Annotated in this window: 26 protein-coding genes; 13 read left to right on the top strand and 13 right to left on the bottom strand. The window is 55.8% G+C overall.

Going from position 1 to position 21,789, the window contains the following annotated elements; translation table 11 throughout:
• Positions 1–36 precede the first annotated feature (36 nt).
• From AC2FHW_RS06025 to mdh, 7 genes are all read right to left on the bottom strand, one after another.
• Positions 37–579: a DUF805 domain-containing protein gene (locus AC2FHW_RS06025; protein ID WP_496821607.1), complete on the bottom strand. Its 543-nt coding sequence runs from the start codon at positions 577–579 to the stop codon at positions 37–39.
• Positions 576–1,229, bottom strand: a complete 654-nt coding sequence (locus AC2FHW_RS06030; protein ID WP_496700904.1) for a hypothetical protein — start codon at positions 1,227–1,229, stop codon at positions 576–578. The genes AC2FHW_RS06025 and AC2FHW_RS06030 overlap by 4 nt, the downstream gene beginning before the upstream one ends.
• Before the next feature lie 36 nt (positions 1,230–1,265).
• Positions 1,266–2,147, bottom strand: coding sequence for a succinate--CoA ligase subunit alpha (sucD, locus tag AC2FHW_RS06035; RefSeq protein WP_109312903.1), 882 nt, complete (start codon positions 2,145–2,147; stop codon positions 1,266–1,268).
• Between the two features lie 72 nt (positions 2,148–2,219).
• The gene (locus AC2FHW_RS06040; protein ID WP_281972548.1) at positions 2,220–2,468 is read right to left on the bottom strand and encodes a hypothetical protein; all 249 of its coding nucleotides are present in this window, start codon (positions 2,466–2,468) and stop codon (positions 2,220–2,222) included.
• Between the two features lie 214 nt (positions 2,469–2,682).
• Complete coding sequence (sucC, locus tag AC2FHW_RS06045) at positions 2,683–3,876, bottom strand: ADP-forming succinate--CoA ligase subunit beta (protein ID WP_496696438.1); 1,194 nt, start codon at positions 3,874–3,876, stop codon at positions 2,683–2,685.
• 216 nt (positions 3,877–4,092) lie between these two features.
• The gene (locus tag AC2FHW_RS06050) at positions 4,093–4,941 is read right to left on the bottom strand and encodes a putative nucleotide-diphospho-sugar transferase (protein WP_185956640.1); all 849 of its coding nucleotides are present in this window, start codon (positions 4,939–4,941) and stop codon (positions 4,093–4,095) included.
• Positions 4,942–5,010: 69 nt separating this feature from the next.
• Positions 5,011–5,973, bottom strand: coding sequence for a malate dehydrogenase (mdh, locus tag AC2FHW_RS06055; RefSeq protein ID WP_496707986.1), 963 nt, complete (start codon positions 5,971–5,973; stop codon positions 5,011–5,013).
• A 161-nt stretch (positions 5,974–6,134) separates the two neighbouring features.
• Here mdh and AC2FHW_RS06060 point away from each other — a divergent pair, with 161 nt between their 5' ends.
• A complete protein-coding gene (locus tag AC2FHW_RS06060; RefSeq protein ID WP_271948427.1) occupies positions 6,135–6,890 on the top strand; it encodes a sulfite exporter TauE/SafE family protein in 756 nt (251 codons plus the stop codon).
• Here AC2FHW_RS06060 and AC2FHW_RS06065 read toward each other — a convergent pair.
• A complete protein-coding gene (locus AC2FHW_RS06065) occupies positions 6,887–7,186 on the bottom strand; it encodes a hypothetical protein (RefSeq protein WP_496821610.1) in 300 nt (99 codons plus the stop codon). The genes AC2FHW_RS06060 and AC2FHW_RS06065 overlap by 4 nt on opposite strands.
• Positions 7,187–7,357: 171 nt before the next feature.
• Here AC2FHW_RS06065 and AC2FHW_RS06070 point away from each other — a divergent pair, with 171 nt between their 5' ends.
• From AC2FHW_RS06070 to sdhA, 8 genes are all read left to right on the top strand, one after another.
• Positions 7,358–8,215: an HpcH/HpaI aldolase/citrate lyase family protein gene (locus AC2FHW_RS06070; RefSeq protein WP_271948424.1), complete on the top strand. Its 858-nt coding sequence runs from the start codon at positions 7,358–7,360 to the stop codon at positions 8,213–8,215.
• A 6-nt stretch (positions 8,216–8,221) separates the two neighbouring features.
• Positions 8,222–8,776: an NnrU family protein gene (locus tag AC2FHW_RS06075; protein WP_271948422.1), complete on the top strand. Its 555-nt coding sequence runs from the start codon at positions 8,222–8,224 to the stop codon at positions 8,774–8,776.
• A 12-nt stretch (positions 8,777–8,788) separates the two neighbouring features.
• On the top strand, positions 8,789–8,995 hold the full coding sequence (locus AC2FHW_RS06080; RefSeq protein ID WP_142635490.1) for a DUF1737 domain-containing protein: 207 nt from the start codon (positions 8,789–8,791) through the stop codon (positions 8,993–8,995).
• On the top strand, positions 8,995–10,023 hold the full coding sequence (locus AC2FHW_RS06085) for a MaoC family dehydratase (RefSeq protein WP_496821612.1): 1,029 nt from the start codon (positions 8,995–8,997) through the stop codon (positions 10,021–10,023). Before AC2FHW_RS06080 ends, AC2FHW_RS06085 begins: the two co-directional genes overlap by 1 nt.
• A gap of 50 nt (positions 10,024–10,073) precedes the next feature.
• On the top strand, positions 10,074–10,736 hold the full coding sequence (locus AC2FHW_RS06090) for a DUF1194 domain-containing protein (protein WP_142635494.1): 663 nt from the start codon (positions 10,074–10,076) through the stop codon (positions 10,734–10,736).
• A gap of 199 nt (positions 10,737–10,935) precedes the next feature.
• Positions 10,936–11,319, top strand: a complete 384-nt coding sequence (gene sdhC / locus AC2FHW_RS06095; protein WP_496676572.1) for a succinate dehydrogenase, cytochrome b556 subunit — start codon at positions 10,936–10,938, stop codon at positions 11,317–11,319.
• 11 nt (positions 11,320–11,330) lie between these two features.
• The gene (locus AC2FHW_RS06100; RefSeq protein WP_142635498.1) at positions 11,331–11,702 is read left to right on the top strand and encodes a succinate dehydrogenase, hydrophobic membrane anchor protein; all 372 of its coding nucleotides are present in this window, start codon (positions 11,331–11,333) and stop codon (positions 11,700–11,702) included.
• 25 nt (positions 11,703–11,727) lie between these two features.
• The gene (gene sdhA / locus AC2FHW_RS06105; RefSeq protein ID WP_142635500.1) at positions 11,728–13,536 is read left to right on the top strand and encodes a succinate dehydrogenase flavoprotein subunit; all 1,809 of its coding nucleotides are present in this window, start codon (positions 11,728–11,730) and stop codon (positions 13,534–13,536) included.
• A 78-nt stretch (positions 13,537–13,614) separates the two neighbouring features.
• On the opposite strand, the gene AC2FHW_RS06110 is transcribed toward sdhA, so the two are convergent.
• On the bottom strand, positions 13,615–14,481 hold the full coding sequence (locus AC2FHW_RS06110; RefSeq protein ID WP_271948418.1) for an FkbM family methyltransferase: 867 nt from the start codon (positions 14,479–14,481) through the stop codon (positions 13,615–13,617).
• Complete coding sequence (locus AC2FHW_RS06115) at positions 14,474–15,445, bottom strand: glycosyltransferase family 4 protein (RefSeq protein ID WP_271948416.1); 972 nt, start codon at positions 15,443–15,445, stop codon at positions 14,474–14,476. Before AC2FHW_RS06115 ends, AC2FHW_RS06110 begins: the two co-directional genes overlap by 8 nt.
• 254 nt (positions 15,446–15,699) lie before the next feature.
• Between AC2FHW_RS06115 and AC2FHW_RS06120 the strand changes: the two genes are divergently transcribed.
• The 3 genes from AC2FHW_RS06120 to AC2FHW_RS06130 all read left to right on the top strand — a co-directional run bounded on the left by AC2FHW_RS06120 (position 15,700) and on the right by AC2FHW_RS06130 (position 17,004).
• Positions 15,700–16,479: a succinate dehydrogenase iron-sulfur subunit gene (locus tag AC2FHW_RS06120; protein WP_142635506.1), complete on the top strand. Its 780-nt coding sequence runs from the start codon at positions 15,700–15,702 to the stop codon at positions 16,477–16,479.
• Positions 16,480–16,615: 136 nt separating this feature from the next.
• Complete coding sequence (locus tag AC2FHW_RS06125; RefSeq protein WP_185956642.1) at positions 16,616–16,756, top strand: hypothetical protein; 141 nt, start codon at positions 16,616–16,618, stop codon at positions 16,754–16,756.
• A 50-nt stretch (positions 16,757–16,806) separates the two neighbouring features.
• Positions 16,807–17,004, top strand: coding sequence for a hypothetical protein (locus tag AC2FHW_RS06130; RefSeq protein WP_142635508.1), 198 nt, complete (start codon positions 16,807–16,809; stop codon positions 17,002–17,004).
• A gap of 39 nt (positions 17,005–17,043) precedes the next feature.
• On the opposite strand, the gene deoD is transcribed toward AC2FHW_RS06130, so the two are convergent.
• From deoD to AC2FHW_RS06145, 3 genes are all read right to left on the bottom strand, one after another.
• Positions 17,044–17,754: a purine-nucleoside phosphorylase gene (gene deoD, locus AC2FHW_RS06135; RefSeq protein ID WP_142635510.1), complete on the bottom strand. Its 711-nt coding sequence runs from the start codon at positions 17,752–17,754 to the stop codon at positions 17,044–17,046.
• Positions 17,755–17,771: 17 nt separating this feature from the next.
• On the bottom strand, positions 17,772–18,089 hold the full coding sequence (locus AC2FHW_RS06140) for an H-NS histone family protein (protein WP_271948410.1): 318 nt from the start codon (positions 18,087–18,089) through the stop codon (positions 17,772–17,774).
• A gap of 125 nt (positions 18,090–18,214) precedes the next feature.
• Positions 18,215–20,197, bottom strand: a complete 1,983-nt coding sequence (locus tag AC2FHW_RS06145; RefSeq protein ID WP_281286264.1) for a protein meaA — start codon at positions 20,195–20,197, stop codon at positions 18,215–18,217.
• A 129-nt stretch (positions 20,198–20,326) separates the two neighbouring features.
• On the opposite strand from AC2FHW_RS06145, the gene AC2FHW_RS06150 reads away from it, so the two are divergent.
• On the top strand, positions 20,327–21,712 hold the full coding sequence (locus AC2FHW_RS06150; RefSeq protein ID WP_271948408.1) for a 1-acyl-sn-glycerol-3-phosphate acyltransferase: 1,386 nt from the start codon (positions 20,327–20,329) through the stop codon (positions 21,710–21,712).
• Positions 21,713–21,789: the final 77 nt, after the last annotated feature.

The raw sequence follows: 21,789 nt of genomic DNA on the forward strand, positions 1-21,789 counted from the left end.
CAGGGGCCGCTTGTAGAGAGTTTACGCTCAGCAGGTTCATTGAGGGACCTCTGAAGGATTGGGACCGTATTGGTTGGTGCCTGGCTGGCTGGGGCGGGTCAGCCACCATAGGACCAGGAGGGGCGACACAAACAGGATCAGAAGCGTCGGAATGACGATCAGCAAAGTGGCACGGGTGAACAGGATGTCCAGATTGCCACCATGCTGGAAATGCGAGGCGAGGCCGATGCCAAAGACCATCACGGCCCCGGCGCTAAAGAACAGCAGGATCGGCAGTAGCGCATACAGCCCGCTGCGCCCGGTATCATGCATCCGCCGCCAGGCGACGGCCAGATGCGGGAAGAAGACGATCAGGCTGACGATGCTTTGCACAGGCTGCGAGGACGTGACGGAAACAGATTTGGACGTTTCTGTTTCGCTCACGGCGACCTGTGTGAAAAACTGCGCATCGATGATCCCGGCGATGATGCTCCAGATCACGATGAACAGGAAAAAGAACCAGTATTCAGGCCGCGAGGCTCTCCCTGAGAAGGTGAAGAACTTGGCGAAACAGGTGCGGATGGCGTCAGAGAAGGTCATTCGGGGGCCTCTGGCTGTTTCGATGTGAACGTCAAGAAAACGGATGCCACGTCAATTTCGGACCCCGAAACAGTCGAAATCCGCTCGGTATTGAGTATCGCTCCATTTAGCCTTCGCTTGAGGCCGGCGCTTTCGGATGATTGAGGCCGAAGATGGTAGAGCGGCGGAAGGGTCTGAGGATCGCGATCTGAATCGCCAAGCATTTTCCGAAACGTAGTTGGTGAATCTTCTTCTTTGAATGCAAATACGCAACTCACTTGGCTATAGGACGCGTTCTCAAAACTATCGACGCGCAAAACGCTTCCGGTTTGTGTTCGAACAAACCACAGGTCTTGCTTTTGAGAGTCTTTTATCTGTTTCAGATTCCGCGCTCCGGAAGCATTCTTGAGCGCCCGTGCCCATGCACTCGCAATTCTTGGGTCAGGGACATCGCTAAAGCCAAGATGGTGGTATAAAAAGGTAGCTGCATATGAGCGAATTGCGCGTTCTTCGAGATCGGCGGGCAGGCTAGGTGTCCAGCCGATCTTGACTAGGGCGTCGGCTAAGGCCTCCAAATCAGTTGTTGACTGGCATGCAGCCGTGGTTTCCGACGCCAAGTCCGAGTTTTTCGCTGCCGCGGGAACGGTTGCGGCTGCCGCAATGGCAGCCACAAAACCAACCAGGAGTTTGCAACCCCAAGCCACAGTCTACCCAATCGCTTCCAGCACAGCCTCACCCAGCTGTGCGGGGCTTTCGGCCACGACGATACCGGCCGAGCGCATGGCTTCGATCTTGTCCTCGGCTCCGCCTTTGCCACCGGCGACAATCGCGCCCGCGTGACCCATGCGGCGGCCCGGAGGGGCTGTGCGGCCAGCGATGAAACCCGCCGTGGGTTTGGAACGGCCCTTCTTGGCCTCATCCGCCAGGAACTGCGCGGCTTCTTCTTCGGCGGAACCACCGATTTCACCGATCATAATGATCGAATGGGTTTCGTCATCGGCCAGGAACCATTCCAGCACGTCGATATGCTCGGTGCCTTTGATCGGGTCGCCGCCGATGCCCACACAGGTGGACTGGCCCAGACCCACATCAGTGGTCTGCTTGACGGCCTCATAGGTCAGGGTGCCCGAACGCGACACAACGCCGACCGAGCCGCGCTTGTGGATGTGGCCGGGCATGATGCCGATCTTGCAGGCGTCGGGCGTGATGACACCGGGGCAGTTCGGGCCAATCAGGCGCGAGCTAGAGCCTTCCAGAGCGCGCTTCACCTTCATCATGTCCAGAACCGGGATGCCTTCGGTGATGCAGACGATCACTTCCATCTCGGCATCAATCGCCTCAAGGATCGAGTCCGCCGCAAAGGGCGGTGGAACATAGATCACCGATGCGTTGGCCTCGGTCACATGCTTAGCTTCGTGGACCGAGTTGAACACGGGCAGGTCAAGGTGGGTCATCCCGCCTTTGCCCGGCGTCACACCGCCAACCATCTTGGTGCCATAGGCGATGGCCTGTTCAGAGTGGAATGTGCCCTGCGAGCCGGTAAAGCCCTGACAGATCACTTTGGTATTTTCGTCGATGAGGACTGCCATTTGGCGTTCTCCTATTTTTACCATTGATGGGTCAGGTGACCCTTAAGGTATTGGTTGTAGGCTCACGCCCATTCAAACTTTGATCCGTGCGCTGAAGTAGTGTTCGCCGCCGAGTACACCCACGTCCCGGATGCTGATCGGACCCAAGTCGCTTTGCAAAGCGTTAAAAGTCCCATTGACCGTTGATGGATTTTCGTTGGACACAAACACAATTGAGCAGGCAGTATCGGTCAGTTTGACCGAAAGATCTTGTTTCTGATGAAAGTATGTCGTTGTTTTCGAGTTCTGGACAAATCCATTTGCCGCCGCTGCGTCTTCCAAAGCACTGCGTCCCAATTCTGCCTGACCACACAGCGCGCGGAAATACGCCGTAGCTTGTCCGGCCGAGACCGGATTGGCGCCTGGACCCGCGTTTGATGACCGCTTGATTTCTGGCGGGTTCGACGGCGACGTGCTCTCAGTTGTTGTTTGACAGGCGGCCAAGACAAGCAGTGCGCCTGCAAACAACAGTGGCTTACTGAAAAGACCCACGAATTTACCCCTTAACCGCCTTCACGATCTTCTCGGCACCGTCTTTCAGGTTGTCCGCCGCGATTACGTCCAGGCCAGAGGTGTTGATGATCTCTTTGCCCTTCTCAACGTTCGTGCCTTCCAGACGCACGACTAGCGGAACCTGCAGACCGACCTCTTTCACCGCGGCGACAACGCCCTCGGCGATGACGTCACAGCGCATGATACCGCCGAAGATGTTGACTAGAATGCCTTTGACTTGCGGGTCCGAGGTGATGATCTTGAACGCTTCGGTGACTTTCTCTTTGGTGGCGCCGCCGCCGACGTCGAGGAAGTTGGCAGGTTCGGCCCCATACAGCTTGATGATGTCCATCGTCGCCATGGCCAGACCGGCACCGTTGACCATGCACCCAATCTCACCATCCAGTGCGATATAGTTCAGGTCGTATTTCGACGCTTCCAGTTCCTTGGGGTCTTCCTCGGTCGTGTCGCGCAGTTCTGAAATATCAGGGTGGCGATACATCGCGTTGCCGTCAAAACTGACCTTAGCGTCCAGCACCTTGAGGTCGCCGCTGTCGGAGACGATCAGCGGGTTGATCTCCAGCATTTCCATGTCCTTCTCGACGAAGGCGGCATAGAGCTGGCTCATCAGTTTGACGCATTGTTTGACCTGTGCGCCCTGCAGACCCAGTGAGAATGCGATGCGGCGGCCGTGATAGGCCTGATAACCGGTGGCTGGGTCAACCGAGAAGGACAAGATTTTCTCGGGCGTGGCTGCGGCCACCTCTTCGATATCCATGCCGCCTTCGGTCGAGCAGACGAATGAGATGCGGCTGGTCTGGCGGTCTACCAACAGGGCCAGGTACAATTCCGTTTCGATGCCGGACCCTGCTTCGATATAGATGCGGTTGACCTGTTTGCCTGCGGGGCCGGTTTGATGGGTGACCAACGTGCGCCCCAGCATCTTCTTGGCTTCCTCGGCGGCCTCTTCAACCGATTTGGTCAGACGGACGCCGCCTTTTTCCCCGGCATCGGATTCCTTGAAAGACCCCTTGCCGCGGCCGCCCGCGTGGATCTGCGCTTTGACGACCCAAAGAGGTCCGTCCAACTCACCGGCTGCGGTTTTAGCTTCCTCGGCGCGCAGGACCGCGCGACCGTCGGAAACCGGGGCGCCATAGCTGCGAAGAAGCGCTTTGGCCTGATATTCGTGAATGTTCATCGAAACTGTCCCGTCTGACTACGATTGACCGATATAGGCGTGTCTAAGGGGTAAGTTTAAAGGCTTTTTTGATGTTGAGTAGGTTTTTCACGAAGATTTTCATTATTTGTGATCACAGCATTTCAGGGTGTGATCACAAAACTTGAGCTGGTATTGAGCGTTGATTCGGCAGGAAATTCACCCAATAGAATATGACGTTTTCAAGCTAGCGCTAACCTATCCGCGTCTGAGGCGGACGATACCCTTTTTCACAGACATCACCAGTTTGCGCAGTTTGCCCAACAAGCCTTTGTCGACCAGTGGTCGGACTTTTTTCGACGCGCCGGGCGTGAGCTGTGCGTCGGCTTCGATAAGGCTGTTGATATGACGTTCGAGATCGGGCCCTACCAAACCGGCGACAGTTCTAGCGCTGTCCAGCCGCTTGTCATGACGGCTGTGAAATTTGTAGTGATGCAGCAGGCGCGGGGCGCTGTGCAGAAAACCAAACATCTCGGCCTGACGATAATCGAGGAAGTTGTACTCGGGTGGCAGAACTGCCAGTCGCAACGCGCTGGCAAACAGCTTTTCGCGGATCAGCGCCTGATCTGAGGTCAGGTTTTCCGAGATGATAGTCTCTTGTACATCTCGCAGGAAATCCAGCACTGCGTCCGAAGTGCGAATGCCAACCAGCCCACCATTGAGATGGGGAAATGCGTTGGGCAGCGGAGTTTTCCAAACACGTTGCGCATGGGCCGAGTTGCGCAATGGGTCATGGACCATCGCGATATCAAACTGCTCCAAGACGGTGAAGATATCCGACATATCTGCCAGACAGCGCACATCGGCATCCAAATAGACCGTCTTTTCGAACCGGGACCGCACAAGGCTTTCGAACTTGGGTCGGAACCAGCTTTTGTCCAGCATGTGGATTTGGTCAAACACTTCTGTTCCCGGGATGTTTTCGAGGTCGGTGAACAGGTCGACCGGTACATCCGGCATGGCGACCTTTAACGACCGAGCCGCTGCCACCGCTGTTTCGATGTAATCCTTTCCGCTTGCGGCAATGACAAATCCCTGAGACGACATGGCAATCTTCCAAAAAATGACCCGGCCCACCATGGGTGAGCCGGGTTCTGTTTAACCGTATAAGACGGATCAGGCCAGAGAGCTGTCGATGCCTTTGCATGCTTCGATCAGGCCCTTCACGGCGTTGACCGAATTGTCGAAACCGGCCTGCTCTTCTTCGTTGAGCTTGATGTTGACGATACGCTCGATACCGCCTGCGCCGATCACGGTGGGGACGCCGACATACATGCCATCGACACCCAGCTCTCCGTCGCAATAAGCGGCGCAGGGCAGGACGCGTTTCTGGTCTTTCAGATAGGCTTCGGCCATTTCGATTGCCGATGTGGCAGGCGCATAGAAAGCCGAACCTGTTTTCAGCAGGCCAACGATTTCAGCCCCGCCGTCTCGGGTGCGCTGCACGATTGCGTCCAGTTTCTCTTGTGTGGTCCAGCCCATCTCGACCAGATCGGGAAGTGGGATGCCCGCAACGGTAGAATAACGAACCGAAGGAACCATGGTGTCGCCGTGGCCACCCAGAACAAAGGCAGTGACGTCGCGCATGGACACGTTGAATTCTTCCGACAAGAAGTGGGCAAAACGGCCTGAGTCCAGAACGCCCGCCATGCCGCAGACCTTGTTGTGCGGCATGCCCGAGAATTCACGCAGAGCCCAGACCATCGCGTCCAGCGGGTTGGTGATGCAGATGACAAAAGCATCGGGCGCGTTGGCGGCGATGCCTTCACCGACCGACTTCATGACTTTCAGGTTGATGCCCAGCAGGTCATCACGGCTCATGCCTGGCTTGCGTGGGACACCTGCGGTGACGATGCAAACGTCGGCGCCTGCGATGTCCTCATAGGACTGGGTGCCTTTCAGCTTGGCGTCGAACCCTTCGGAAGGGCCGGATTCTGCGATATCCAGCGCCTTGCCTTCCGGAGTGCCCTCGGCGATGTCGAACAGCACGACGTCACCGAGTTCCTTCATTGCTGCGAGGTGGGCGAGCGTGCCGCCGATCTGACCTGCGCCGATCAGCGCGATCTTGGGTCTGGCCATTTGGAAAATCTCCGGTCGGTATTGAAATCGCGGTTTTGCTAGTCCTAAAACCGGCGCTGCGCAAGCCTTCTGCGGCGCGGCATGCCACCGCATACCGTTTGCATGTCTCCTACCGATTGCGCTAAACCGCCTGTGACTCATGCATATTTACGGGACGCCGCATGTTCGAGATGGACCTGATGTTTTTTGCCGTGGCGATCCCTGCTGTGATCTTCGCCGGCATCTCGAAGGGTGGGTTCGGCTCGGGGGTGGCGTTTGCCGCGTCATCGATTCTGGCACTGATCCTGACACCGGGACAGGCGCTTGCACTGATGTTGCCAATTCTGATGGTAATCGACGTCGCTACGCTGGGCCCCTATTGGAAACGCTGGAGCTGGCCGGATTCACGCCTGCTGATCGTAGGGGCAGTGCCGGGTGTGGCAGTGGGCGCCTGGCTGTATCGCGCCACGAATGACGACCTTCTGCGCCTGCTGATCGGAGGGATTTCAGTGGGGTTCGTGATCTGGCATGTGGCCCAGAGAAAGGGCTGGATCCGCGGCTTTGCCAATCGCCTGCCGCCATTTGCGGGAATTCTTGCGGGGTTGGTCGCCGGATTCACCAGCTTTGTCAGTCATGCGGGCGGCCCGCCCGCCGCCGTCTATCTGATCTCGCAGCGTCTGTCGAAAACCGAGTTTCAGGCGAGCACTGTGCTGGTCTTCTGGGTTATCAATGTCGCTAAATTCATTCCGTATGCCTATCTGGGTCTGTTCACATGGCACACTGCGCTGGCCGACTTGTTGCTGGCTCCATTTGCCGTGCTTGGTGCATGGCTAGGTGTGCGCGCGCATTTCATGATATCCGAACGCCTGTTCTTCGGTATTGCCTACGTTTTGCTGATGCTGACCGGAACAAAACTGATCTGGGAGGCCCTGAGCTAGACATTGGGTGGCAGTGCTTCGGCCATATCTTCGTAGGACTGGCCCGAAGCCACAAGGCAGGTCATTCCATCCAGTAATGTCACCGTAATAGTCCAGCTTCCGCTTTGATCAGAGGCAAAGACTTCCATCACCGCACCTTGTCGGGCGATGCCAATGCTCTTACGCGTTTCGCCATAAGTCTCGGCCAGTCGAGTTATGACCTCGTCGCGGGGGGCGCAGCTTTGAGCCTGCACCTGCTGGGCGGCCAGAACCATGATACCCAGCCCCATTGTCATATTGAACAGCGTCTTGCTCATCGGTGAACCCTTTTGATTGCGATCTGCCAAGACGGTGACCGGTGCAGACCGAAATACGGTTAAAGGAACGCACGTTGCGTCGTTGATGCTGCGGTGCGGCAAGTTTGCGCTTGAACTTTCCTGCAGAAAATGCCCCATTCTGCGCAACATTATTTCAAGAGGCCGAAGCCAATGGACTCCCGTCAGCGACCCTACCGTTCCGTATTGTACATTCCCGGTTCCAAAGACCGGGCGTTGGACAAGGCCCGCAACCTGCCTGTTGATGCGGTTATTTTTGACCTCGAAGATGCGGTCGCGGCGGACGAAAAAAACAACGCGCGTGAAACGCTGGGGGCTGCCTTGGCTGCTGGCGGTTATGGGGCGCGGGTCAAGATCGTACGAATCAATGGCCTAGATACCGAATGGGGCCGGGCCGATGCCCAAGCCGTGCGGGACATGGACGTGGATGTGGTTCTGCTGCCCAAAGTGAATTCTGCCGCAGATGTGGATGCGTTGGCCGCAATAACCGGTGATCTGCCGATATGGGCCATGATGGAGACGCCGCGCGGGATGCTGAACGCCGCCGAAATTGCCGCGCATCCGCAAATGGCGGGCTTCGTCATGGGCACCAACGATCTGGCTAAGGAATTGCAAACACGGTTCCGCCGAGACCGCCTGCCGTTGCAGACGTCGCTGGGCCTGTGCCTGTTAGCCGCCAAGGCCGAGGGGCTGATCATCGTCGATGGCGTCTATAACGCCTTCAAGGACAGCGAAGGCCTGGCGGCCGAATGCGCGCAGGGCCGCGATATGGGTTTTGACGGCAAGACCCTGATCCATCCCGCACAGGTCGATGTCACCAACGACGCCTTCGCCCCATCGGATGAGGAAATTGATCTGGCCCGCCGCCAGATCACCGCCTTTGAAGAGACCGAAGCACAAGGGCAGGGCGTCGCGGTCGTCGATGGCAAGATCGTGGAAAACCTGCACGTTGCAACCGCCCGTGAAATTCTGGCAAAAGCAGAGGCGATTTCAGCTTTGCAAGCGGGGTAAGCCAGCATGGGCTTTGTTCTTCTGATTCTTGGTGTGGCGCTCTGGTGGGCCGCACATCTGTTCAAACGCGTGATGCCGGACCAGCGCGCGGCGATGGGCAAAGGCGGTGCGGGCGCGGTGGCGTTGGCACTGCTGGCGTCAATCCTGTTGATGATCTTCGGTTATCGTATGACCGATTTCATCCCATTCTGGTCGCCGCCGACCTTTCTGATCCACGTCAACAACCTGCTGGTGCTGATGGCCATCTATATGATGAGCCCCGCAGGCCAAAAGGGTCGTCTGCTGAACAAGCTGCGTCACCCGATGCTGGGCGGCATGAAGCTCTGGGCCTTTGCGCATTTGCTGGTCAATGGTGATCTGGCCTCAATCGTCCTGTTCGGCGGCTTGCTGGCCTGGGCGGTGGTCGAAGTGATCGTGATCAACAAATCCGAGCCGGACTGGACACCGGGCGAGCCGGGCACTTACGGCAAGGATGCGATGTTCTTTGTCGCGTCGATCGTTCTGCTGGGCATTATCGGCTATATTCACGGGCTGGTTGGTCCGTCGCCGTTTGGTTCATAAAGGTTTGACAACATGGCAACACTCTATCGTCTGCTGACCGAGGAAGACACCGCAGCCTTCTGTCACAAAGTGTCGGACGCGCTGGCAAAAGGGTGGGAGCTGTATGGCGACCCGTCCTATGCCTTTGACACTGCAAACAACGTGATGCGTTGTGCGCAGGCCGTGACCAAAGAGGTTGCGACCGACTATTCCCCTGAAATGAAACTGGGACAGCAATAATGGCAAAAACCAATCCGGGCCGTTTCTTCGAGGATTATTTTGTAGGGCAAGTGCTGCACCACGCGGTGCCTCGCACCGTGACCGATGGCGAACGGGCGTTGTATCATGCGCTCTATCCGGCGCGTCATGCTCTGTATTCCTCGGATGAGTTCGCCCGGAATTGTGGCCTGCCGCAAAGCCCGATCGATGATCTGGCGGCGTTTCACGTGGTGTTTGGCAAGACTGTCCCTGATGTATCGCTGAATGCAGTGGCCAATCTGGGCTATGCTGAGGGGCGTTGGCTGAAGCCGGTTTATCCCGGCGATACACTGCGGTCGGAATCCGAAGTGATTGGGGTCAAGCAGAACTCGAACGGAAAAACCGGTGTGGTGTGGGTGCGAACCCGTGGCCTGAACCAGCGCGATGAGGTGGTTATTGAGTATGTCCGCTGGGTGATGGTGCGCAAATCGAACCCTGACGCGCCCGCCCCGGACACGGTGGTGCCCGAGTTGAAACAGGCGCTGGAGCCTCAGGATCTGGTAGTGCCACAAGGGCTGAACTTTTCCTCCTATGAATTTGTTCAGGCCGGTGAAGCGCATCGGTGGGGCGATTACGCGATTGGTGAAAAGATTGATCATGTGGACGGCGTCACGGTGGAAGAAGCCGAGCATATGCTGGCCACGCGGCTTTGGCAGAACACTGCCAAGGTTCATTTCGATCTGACCTTCCGCCCCGAAGGCCGTCTGATCTATGGCGGGCACGTGATCTCGATGGCGCGGACCCTGTCGTTCAATGGATTGGCAAATGCGCAGATGATCGTCGGGTTGAACGGTGGCGCCCATGCCAACCCTTGCTTCTCAGGCGATACCATTAAGGCCTGGTCTGAGGTGCTGGACAAAGCCGAAACTGGCATCCCCGGCGTTGGGGCGGTCCGGTTGCGGCTGGTCGCCACGAAGGGTGGAGAGCCATTCGAGTTGAAAAATGACGATGGCCGATATCTGCCCAACGTTCTGTTGGACCTCGACTACTGGGCTTTGATGCCAGTCTGACCCCACATTCATTTGAACGCAGCCTGCAATATTCGTGCTAGGCTGCAACCATGTCTCTGCTTCGCTCTTTCGTCGCCTGTTTCTTTCTGGCCCCGACCGCCGAGGCGTGTGATCTTGCTTTGGCTCTGGCCGTTGATGTCTCGGGATCGGTGGATTCGAACGAATACCGCATACAAATGGACGGCCTGGCCGCTGGATTGCGTGACCCCATCGTCTCCGAGGCGCTGGTGCGCGGGAATGCGCGGTTGATGCTGGTCCAATGGACCGGAGCCTCTCGTCAGAAGGTGACGATCCCCTGGACACATATGGATAGCTTTGAAGCCATAGATAGCTTCGCCAGACAGGTGGCTGCGGATGCCAGAGTCTGGCGCAATTTTTCGACTGCAATCGGTGAGGCGCTTGAGACCACAATGTCCAGTTTCAGCGAGGTAACCGAATGCAAACGGCACCTGATTGATATTTCGGGTGATGGGGTTTCCAACGAAGGGGTTGAACCGTCCGAGATTCACGATGTGTTGCGTGGAAAAGGTGTCACGGTAAATGCCATCGCCATCGAGGAAAGCGAACCCGACTTGACGGCCTATTTCTTTGAGAACGTCATTGTAGGTGAGGGAGCGTTTGTCGTTTCGGCGGCCGGGTTCGAGGATTATCCGGCCCGCATCCGAAAGAAACTGTTGCGGGAAGTGACCCAGCAAACGGCCGGTCTGAAATAAGTGTGGCAGGGATTCGGAGCTGCAGGCGCTAACATCTGTTTCGTCTGATTTGATTTGTGATCACAAGAATATTTTGTGTGATCACTTTATCGCTTAATCTGTCATTTTGCGCGAATTCTGAGCTTTTTTGCAGCTGCAGCACGTGACAGTGTCGCAAAAACCAGTAAAACCTTCGGAAGCCAACCGAAAAGGAGCCGCCATGAGCGATGTAAATCGGGGCAACCGCCCGCTCTCACCGCATATCCGCATCTACCGCCCACAGATGACGTCTTTGTCGTCGATCATGGTTCGGATGACTGGATTGGCCGTGTTCGCAATCGCAGCACTTGTGGTGTGGTGGCTGTTGGCGGCGGCAACCTCTGAGGCGGCCTTTGCAGGCATAGACGGGTTTCTGCGCAGCTGGTTCGGTGATCTTGTCATGACCGGAGCGGCCTGGGGTTTGTGGTACCACACATTGGGCCGGTTGCGTCATGTCTTTTGGGATTTCGGCTACTGCCTGGATGTCGATCTATCTGAAAAGCTGGGATGGGGCATGTTCGTTGGTGCCACGATCCTGACCATCATCACCGTTTTTGTGGTTTAAGGAGACGTTCGATGCGATACCTGACTGACCGTAAACGCGCCGAGGGTCTGGGAGCGGGCAAATCCGGAACCCAAACACATTGGAACACAATGGTCCGGGCCATGATCCTGACTGTTCTGATTCCTCTCTTCATCTTCACATTTGGTGCGGGTCTGGGCGGAACCTACGAAGAGGTTCTGGCTTATTTCAGTCGCCCCTTCCCGGCGATCGTATGCGCGCTGACACTGATCGTTGCCCTGTTGCAGCTGATGTACGAAGCGCAGGAGGCCATCGAAGACTATATCCATGGTGTCGCCGAAAAAGTGACGCTGGTTGCGATGTGGGCGTTTGGCTACACGCTGATGGTTGCAGGGCTGTTCGCCCTGGTGAAACTCGCCCTGTGATGATGCGCGGTAAGGAATAAGAACAATGACAGCAGCATATGAATACGAAACCCACGAATACGACGTCGTTGTCGTAGGCGCAGGTGGTGCAGGTCTTCGCGCAACGCTGGGTATGGCGGAACAGGGTCTGCGTACGGCATGCGTGACCAAGGTGTTCCCGACCCGCTCGCACACGGTTGCCGCACAGGGCGGCATCGCGGCGTCGCTGTCGAATATGGGTCCTGACCACTGGCAGTGGCATATGTACGACACGGTCAAGGGCTCGGACTGGCTGGGTGATACCGACGCGATGGAGTATCTGGCCCGCGAAGCGCCCAAAGCGGTCTATGAGCTGGAACATTACGGTGTGCCTTTCAGCAGGACTGAAGAAGGCAAGATTTATCAGCGTCCTTTTGGTGGCCACACAACGGAATTCGGCGAAGGCCCCGCGGTTCAGCGGACCTGTGCCGCTGCTGACCGGACCGGCCACGCGATCCTGCACACGCTCTATGGTCAGTCGTTGAAAAACAACGCCGAGTTCTACATCGAATATTTCGCCATCGACCTGATCATGTCCGACGACGGACAGTGTCAGGGTGTCGTCTGCTGGAAGCTGGACGATGGCACCATGCATGTCTTCAACGCCAAGATGGTGGTGCTGGCGACCGGCGGCTATGGCCGGGCGTATTTCAGCGCCACTTCGGCCCATACCTGCACCGGTGACGGTGGCGGTATGGTGGCCCGCGCGGGTCTGGCGCTGCAGGATATGGAGTTCGTTCAATTTCACCCGACCGGCATCTACGGCTCGGGCTGTCTGATCACCGAAGGGGCGCGGGGTGAGGGCGGGTACCTGACCAATTCCGAAGGCGAACGGTTCATGGAGCGCTATGCGCCTCAGTACAAAGACCTGGCACCGCGCGACTATGTCTCGCGCTCAATGACTATGGAAATCCGCGAAGGGCGCGGTGTGGGTGCAGAGGGCGACCACATCCACCTGAACCTTAGCCACTTGCCTGCCGAGGCTTTGGCCGAGCGTCTGCCGGGTATTTCCGAAAGCGCCAAGATCTTTGCCGGTGTGGACGTGACCAAAGAGCCGATCCCGGTTCTGCCGACCGTGCACTACAACATGGGCGGTATCCCGACCAACTATTGGGGTGAGGTTCTGAACCCCACCGCCAAGGACCCAACCGCCGTGGTCCCGGGCCTGATGGCTGTGGGTGAGGCTGGCTGCGCCTCGGTCCATGGGGCGAACCGTTTGGGCTCAAACTCGCTGATCGATCTGGTGGTCTTTGGCCGCGCGGCGGCGATCCGGGCCGGCAAGGTTGTGGATGCCGATAGCGCCAACCCGGTTCTGAACCAGGGGTCGGTCGACAAAGCCTTTGATCGCTTTGACACCGTCCGTAACGCCAGCGGAGCGATCCCGACCGCCGATCTGCGGCTTGAGATGCAAAAGACCATGCAGGCTGACGCGGCCGTATTCCGCACCGCCAAAACCATGGCCGAAGGTGTTGAAAAGATGACGGCGATTGCCGCCAAGATGGACGACCTGAAAGTCACCGACCGCTCGTTGGTCTGGAACAGCGATCTGATGGAAACGCTGGAACTGACCAACCTGATGCCAAGTGCGCTGGCCACCATCGTCGGTGCCGAAGCGCGCAAGGAAAGCCGTGGTGCCCATGCGCATGAGGATTTCAGCGAACGCGACGACAAAAACTGGCGCGTTCACACGGTGTCCCGCGTGGACGGTAATAAAGTGAACCTCAGCTATCGCCCGGTGATCGTCGATCCGCTGAGCACCGAAGCAGAAGGTGGAATCAGCCTGAAGAAAATCGCGCCCAAGGCGCGGACTTTCTGATGTGATTGGGCAGTCCGCGACCAACCACCGGACTGCTCAAATTCTATGGGTAAGTAATATCTGTACTTAGCCAATCGGCTATGGCGAGATGAATGTTTCAATGTACTGATTCACATCGGCTTCAGAGATTTCCTGACGCTGTGCCAATATGTCGAGAATTTTCAGGCTGACATCTGTGAACCCAAAAACACCTTCGGTTAGAATTGCCAGTCGCTTTAGTATCTGGCTGTTCAGCTCTGCAGGATCAGACAAGTCCCTGAGATAGATAATGTCCCCATCCAGCATTTGTGTCGATTCAAAGTCCGAAAGAACTCCCGACCATTTCGATACGACCAGCCTGTTCTCGATATGCGCAAAACTATGGGGCAAAAACCCCAATTTTCTGAGAAATGTGTCAACCTCGCCAAAACCTGGCTGATTCTCGTACAATGGAAAAAACGATACTTCGGTCTGTATGGCGGCGACATTTTTCAGCGTGTTTTCCGCCGAGGTAAACACCGAAAGTTCGGCACCCTGAATGTCAATTTTCAGAAAATCCACTGGACCCAAACCTGCGATATCATCCAGCCGCTGGGTTTGCATCTCCATACTGCCAATTTGCCTTGCAGCATTGCGTAGGCCACGTAGGTAAAAAAGTGTTTTTTCCCTTATTTTCAGCAAGGATGTCAAACCCGAGCCCTTGTAGATATTCAACAAGGCCGGTTTGCCGTCTCCGACTGCAAAGTTGAAATACTCTTCATTTGCACCTTTATTGCGTACGACCTCTTTCATCGTGTCTTCCTGAGGTTCAAAACCGACGACATTGCAGAGGTCGTTCTTTAGCAAATCACGGTAAGGGGCGTCATGGCGCATTGGGTTGGCGCCAATATCCGCAATGCGCACAAAACTGGTCAAGTCCAGAAGATCGTACAAAGCGGAAATGCGGGCGCTGAAAAGATTATCCATTTCTTAGAACCGTAAGCGCTTCGGCCAACTTGCGGCTGATCCGCTCTGGCGCGCGTTCCTGAGCGAATTCGAAGCACGCCCTACGTTTTTCAGCCAGTTCTGAATCGGACATTTCCATCACCTTCATCATCATGCGGATCAGGCCTCGTGGGTTTTGTGCCGGATATAATAGATCGTGACAGGTTTCCGGGGTTGTCTGCCGGTGGGGTTCAATGTCAGGAGCGACAACTGGCAAGCCGAAGGTCATGGCAAGCATTGCGGTTCCAGAGGTGAAGGTTTGTGTAGACGGCAAAACATAGGCGTGAGCTTGGGAAAAAACACTCGGAATGGCCTCATCTTCTATGCGTTCGCCTATCACGGTTACGTTTGAAATGGCGTCCAGCCGTCGTACCAATCGCCGACTGGGCCGAAAGACTCGGCCTACCACTGACATATGAAAGTCGAAACCCCTGTTGGTTAGCTTCCGGATGGCGAAATGAAGCCGGTCCAACTCGCGGTTTCCGCGCATCGCGCCAAATGTCAAAAAATGGGTCTGATCGCGTGGTTGCATCAGGCGTGCAAGCGTGATTTCGGCGCTTTCATAAACGCCTAGATAGCTTGGGTGAGGGATCAGGCAAATCTTATTCGGTTCCGCGTCATATTGGGCGATCATATGTTGCCGCGCATTTGGGGTATGGACATGGATCATATCGACCAGCTCTGCCAACTTGCGTCGCGCTGCGTGAAATCCATCGTTGCCCTCACGCGCTGAATGCGCGGTGCGATTGTGAATGGTCCAGATGACGCGACCACCGTTTGATTTATACAGTTCAAGTCCCGACACGGCATCTTGAAACAGGGCGTTGTTCGCGGAATCTTCACCATCCTTGATCGGAAACAGCCTGTCATCCCATTGGATATGCAGGATTCCGTGTTCGGTCTGAAATTCTGGTTTCGCAATCTCTGCAAAGTTCAGCTGTTTCATTGCAGCTAGAGAAAACTCTGGCTCGCATGCGCTGTACATCATGTTTTGATAGGGGTTTTTGGTGCCGTAGGGAATATTCAATACTCGTGTCTGCATACGGCACTCAGCTTTTGCTTTCTCGGGTGCAGACTCCATGCACATAAGCTCAATGTAAAGGTGAAATCACCCATCTTTATTGACTGTTTTCAAGGCTAAATGGTTGGCTTTCGCACTTGCAGCGTGTATCTATACACGGGAATTTAGCGAGGTCGGAAATGGTACAACTCACCCTGCCAAAAAATTCTCGGATTACCACCGGAAAGACATGGCCCAAGCCAGAGGGCGCGACGAATGTGCGCAAGTTCCAGATCTATCGCTGGAATCCTGACGACGGTCAAAATCCCCGGGTGGATACCTATTTCGTCGATATGGACAGCTGCGGTCCGATGATTTTGGATGCGCTGATCAAGATCAAGAATGAGATCGACCCAACCTTGACCTTCCGCCGGTCTTGTCGCGAGGGCATTTGTGGGTCCTGTGCGATGAATATCGACGGGATCAACACGCTGGCCTGCATCTATGGCATGGATGAGATCAAGGGCGATGTGAAAATCTATCCTTTGCCCCATATGCCTGTGGTCAAGGACCTGATTCCGGACCTGACCCATTTCTATGCCCAGCACGCCAGCATCATGCCCTGGCTAGAAACCAAGACCAACCGGCCGGCGAAAGAGTGGAAGCAATCCATTGAAGACCGCAAAAAGCTGGATGGTCTTTATGAATGCGTGATGTGCGCCAGCTGCTCGACCTCGTGCCCAAGTTATTGGTGGAATGGCGATCGCTATCTTGGCCCGGCGGCTCTGCTGCATGCATATCGTTGGATCATTGACAGCCGAGATGAGGCAACTGGTGAGCGCCTGGATGAGTTGGAAGATCCGTTCAAGCTGTATCGTTGCCACACGATCATGAACTGCGCCAAAACCTGCCCGAAGGGTCTGAACCCTGCAAAGGCAATCGCCGAGATCAAAAAGATGATGGTCGAACGCACGGTGTGAGGCGGGCTTGATCCATGTGCCTGCTGTGTTGCGGCAGGTGCAATTCCCATTTGCAAGAATATGTGGTGTGAACGCCTGCAGCCTGTCCTATGTTTGGCTCAGGGAGGAGTGATTATGTCACAATGGGATCACTCCGATGAGAACCAAAACCAACTCCGCTGATGCCGCCGAAGCCCTGGAATTGCTGGAACAGGCATGGGCCTATTATACGCCAGAAACGGTAATCCCCACTTCAGAGCGGATGCCAGAGCTGTTCGAATACGCAAATGCTGCCTGATCTGCGATTGCAGGGCTTGAAAACAACCGACTGATCAGCAAAGCAGGAGAATGCCTGTTTTTCTTCTGCTTCTTGCCGCCGCCGTATTCGCCTATTTTCTGTGGCGCGCCCGTACTTCGTCACTGACGCGTGAATGCCGTTGGCGCCAGCACCGAAAAGAAGGGCAATGGGTCTGTTCGTTTTGCGGTGCTCAGACCGATGGGGCGGAAAGCCCCAAGCAGTGTTTAAAGGGATCGACCGGTGGATAGCCGATGCGGGACAGGGTCGACCCTGCCCCAACCCGTTTTCTAAGCCTTTGGAAACGCCGCCTGAAGTGCGATCTCAACCATGTCGCCAAAGCTGCTTTCACGTTCGGACGATGGCAGAGCTTCTCCTGTCAGCAAGTGGTCGGAAACGGTCAGCACGGCAAGGGCCCGGCACCTGTGGCGCGCGGCCAGGATGTAAAGTTCGGCGGCTTCCATTTCGACGCCCAGAATGCCGTGACGCACCATCTGTTCGTTCAGATCGGGACGTTCATCGTAGAACACATCCGAGGAATAAATCCCGCCAACATGAGTTGGTGTTCCTTTGTTTGCCGCAGCCTCAAAGGCGGCCTGCAACAGGCTCCAATCCGCGCAAGGTGCAAAGTTGAGCTCTTTCATGATCCCCCGAGACGGCGTGCTGAGCGTGGTCGAAGTCATCGCCAAAATGACATCACGAATGTTCACACTGTCCTGCATCCCGCCACATGACCCAATACGGATCAAAGTTCTGGCGCCAAAATCGCGGATCAATTCATTCACGTAAATTGACAGCGAGGGCATTCCCATACCGCTGCCTTGAATCGTGACCGGATTACCTTTCCAGGTTCCGGTGAAGCCCAACATGCCACGCACGTCATTCACCAGTTTGGCGTTATCCAGAAAAGTTTCTGCCGCCCATTTTGCCCGGTAAGGATCACCGGGTAAAAGAACTGTTTCAGCGATTTCGCCTTTTTCGGCGCCTATATGAATCGTCATTTCGTTATCAATTCCATTCAGATTTCCATATCCGAAATATCCGCTCCGGCTTTCAAAGCTTCGTGTACCCAATGCGGCTTGCGACCGCGCCCCGACCAGGTTTGATCGTGGTTGGATGGATTTCGGTATTTTTCTTTTGTTTTCGAAAGCTTAAGAGATTTCGAGGACCCATCAGAAAGTTCGGAAAGGGAAAACCCAAATTCCGCTGCGGCTTTCTGAGCAGCTTTCAAAGCCTCTTTCCGATCACGTCTTTCGGCTGCTTTCAGCGCCACATCTACATTGGCACGCAATTCCAACAGTTCATTGCGCGTCATCTTTTCGAGATTCATTCCCATTTACATTCCCCTGATGTTACCGAATTACAATGTCCCCGAAGAGTCACCGTAGTTCTAAAAGCATCCATTATCTATCCCTTTCGCGAAGGCGATAGATACGGGGAAAATGGGTGGCAAATCGGCGGTTATTCAGCGGCCAGGTTTTGCGGATCAACCAAGGAAACTATGTCGCCCATGATTGCATTCAACTCGAAGTTTTTTGGCGTGTAGATTTTGGCCACACCCATCGCTTTGAGCTTTTCAGCATCGTCATCTGGGATAATGCCACCGACAACAACAGGAACATGTTTCAGGCCCGCCTCGCGCAGACGGTTCAGAACGTCCTGAACCAACGGAATGTGACTGCCGGACAGAATCGACAGGCCGATCACATGGGCTTTGTCCTCGATTGCGGCGGCCACAATTTCCTCGGGTGTCAGACGGATGCCGTCATAGCTGATGTCCATGCCGCAATCGCGGGCGCGGAAGGCGATCTGTTCAGCGCCATTTGAATGGCCGTCCAGACCGGGTTTCCCGACCAGGAATTTCAGGCGACGTCCAAGCTTGTCGCTGACCGCGTCAACGGCCGAGCGCAAGTCCTCCAGCCCTTCGGTTTTGTTTGAGACCGAGCCGGAAACGCCGGTCGGGCCGCGATATGTGCCATAGACTTTGCGCATCTCTTCGGCCCATTCGCCGGTGGTGACGCCAGCCTTGGCGGCGACGATTGACGGCTCCATTACATTCGCACCGGATTGTGCGGCCTCACGCAAAGCGGCCAGCGCTGCTGCAACTGCCGCGCCATCCCGTTCGGTGCGCCATTCGTTCAGGCGGTTGATCTGTTCCTGCTCTACTGCCGGATCAACGACCATGATGCCGCCGTCTTCGGTTTCCAGGGGTGAGGGCTCGCCCTCGGTCCATTTGTTCACGCCGACCACAATGGTCTCGTTGCGCTCGATCCGGTTGAGGCGCTCTGCGTTCGAATCCACCAGGCGTGACTTCATGTATTCGATCGAAGCGACAGCGCCGCCCATCGAATCCAGGTTTGCCAGCTCCGCACGCGCGCCTTCTTTCAACTCTTCAACCTTGGCATCAACAGCCGGGTTGCCATCAAACAGATCGCCATATTCCAACAGGTCGGTCTCATAGGCCAGAATCTGCTGCATCCGCATCGACCATTGCTGATCCCAGGGCCGCGGCAATCCCAGCGCCTCGTTCCAGGCGGGCAATTGCACCGCACGGGCGCGGGCCCTTTTCGACAGTGTTACGGCCAGCATCTCAATCAGGATGCGGTAGACATTGTTTTCAGGCTGCTGCTCGGTCAGACCCAGCGAGTTTACCTGAACGCCATAGCGAAAGCGGCGGAATTTGGGATCCTCAACGCCATAGCGTTGTTGCAAAATCTCATCCCAAAGGTCGACAAAAGCCCGCATTTTGCACATTTCGGTAACAAACCGTATGCCGGCGTTCACAAAGAACGAAATCCGGCCACACAGCGCCGGAAAATCCTCGGCCGGTACCCGTGGGCGCAACTCATCCAGAACTGCAATCGCTGTTGCCAAGGCGTAGGACAGTTCCTGCTCGGGCGTCGCGCCAGCCTCTTGCAGGTGATAGGAACAGACGTTCATCGGGTTCCATTTTGGCACGTTGGTATAGCAATACTCGGCCACGTCGGCGATCATCTTCAGCGACGGTTTCGGCGGGCAGACATACGTTCCGCGGCTCAGGTATTCCTTAATCAGATCGTTCTGAACCGTGCCCTGCAGTTTAGAGACATCAGCGCCCTGTTCCTCGGCAACCGCTATATAGAGCGCCAGCAACCAAGGAGCCGTGGCGTTTATCGTCATCGACGTGTTCATCTGTTCCAACGGGATCTGGTCGAACAAAACCCGCATGTCGCCCAGATGGCTGATCGGCACACCCACTTTACCAACCTCGCCGCGTGCCAGCGTGTGATCGCTGTCATAGCCGGTTTGCGTCGGCAGATCGAAGGCCACTGACAGACCCGTCTGACCCTTGGCCAGATTCCCGCGATACAGCGCGTTGGACGCTTTGGCGGTGGAATGACCGGCATAGGTTCGGATGAGCCAGGGGCGATCTTTCTGCGTCTGCGTCATAACTGGGCCTCGTATTGCGGGTGGGCAAGAAAATTACGTTCATGGGTTCTAAAGCGCAATTTTCGGGACATGTCAATTCGCTGCGCCGCGGCATTTCCGGTTGTGCCGATTGTGGGATGCAGCGATTGGTGGCAGGGTGCATTTATGACACAGACCGTGGAACTTCCGCTTTGGCTGTTTTTGTTGATCCTGGTATTCGCCGCGGTCACACTGGCCTCGCATTTTCTGTTTCCGTCAGTGCGGTGGTTTTTTCGCCGTAGGTTGGAGCGCGCGGTCAAACGCCTGAACACGCGCCTGCAGCGCCCGATACAGCCGTTCAAGCTGGCCCGACGCCACGATATGATTCAACGTCTGATCTATGATCCTCAGGTAGGGCAGGCCGTGCAGCAGCACGCACGTGAAGAAGGCATTCCCGAAGCGGTCGCCTTTGAGCAGGCCCAGCGGTATGCGCGCGAGATCGTGCCTTCTTTTTCCGCCGTTGCCTATTTCAGTATCGCCATCCGGTTGGCGCGGATTCTGAGCAACGCCTTTTATGATGTACGGCTTAGTTATCAGGATGAAGATGCCCTGAAAGATATTGATCCAAATGCGACAGTTGTTTTTGTGATGAACCACCGCAGCAACATGGATTATGTGCTGGTCACCTATCTGGCGGCCCAGCAATCGGCTTTGTCTTATGCTGTTGGCGAATGGGCGCGTGTTTGGCCGCTCAGTCGGTTGATTCGTGCGATGGGGGCCTATTTTATTCGCCGCAAGTCCGGCAGCGAACTCTATCGTCAGGTATTGGCCTGCTATGTCCGGCATGCCACCGATGCCGGTGTTACACAGGCCATGTTCCCTGAAGGCGGGCTGAGCCTGACGGGGGCCATGGCACGCCCCAAGCTGGGGCTTTTGAAATACATAATCGATGGTGCCAGGGTGGATGGGGCGGATGTGGTGTTTGTTCCCGTTGCGCTAAACTATGACCGGGTTCTTGAAGATACGATCCTGACCAAGGCCGCACTTGGCAATCAAAGGCAATTTCGTGCCCGAATCGGGGTTATAACTGGGTGGATGTTGAAACAGATAGGCAGGCGTCTGACCGGTCGCTACCAGCGGTTTGGATTTGCTGGAGTGCGATATGGTCACCCTATCTCATTGAAGGAATTCCGCACCGCCCATGACGATGTGATGACTGATCTCGCGCGCGAACTCATGCAACGGATCAAAGAAGCGATTCCGCAGGCGCCTGTTCCTGCAGCGTGCTGGCTGGTTCGCACCAAAGGAGGAATGCCCGAAGACGAGCTTAAAAGCTTGATCACCGGGTTTTTGCAACGTGACGGAACTTTGGGTGATCAGGATGAGTCCGCGGTTTCAGCTGCCTTGGATCAGCTGGTCGAACGCAGAATTCTGAAACGAGAAGGTGGGAAAATATCTCAATCCGGGCAAAGGGTTGATCTGCTCGACTACTATGCAGCCTCAGCCCCGATTGGCGACGGCTGGCCTGATGCTGCGGCAGCGAAAGAAGTTTCTGCAGGCGCTGGGTCATAAAATTACAAAAATGATGCAAAATCTATTGCATTATTTCCCTCAGGCCAATATCTCATCATCCAACGCAAGCGCTTCTG

Source organism: Ruegeria sp. YTSA108, assembly GCF_059610185.1.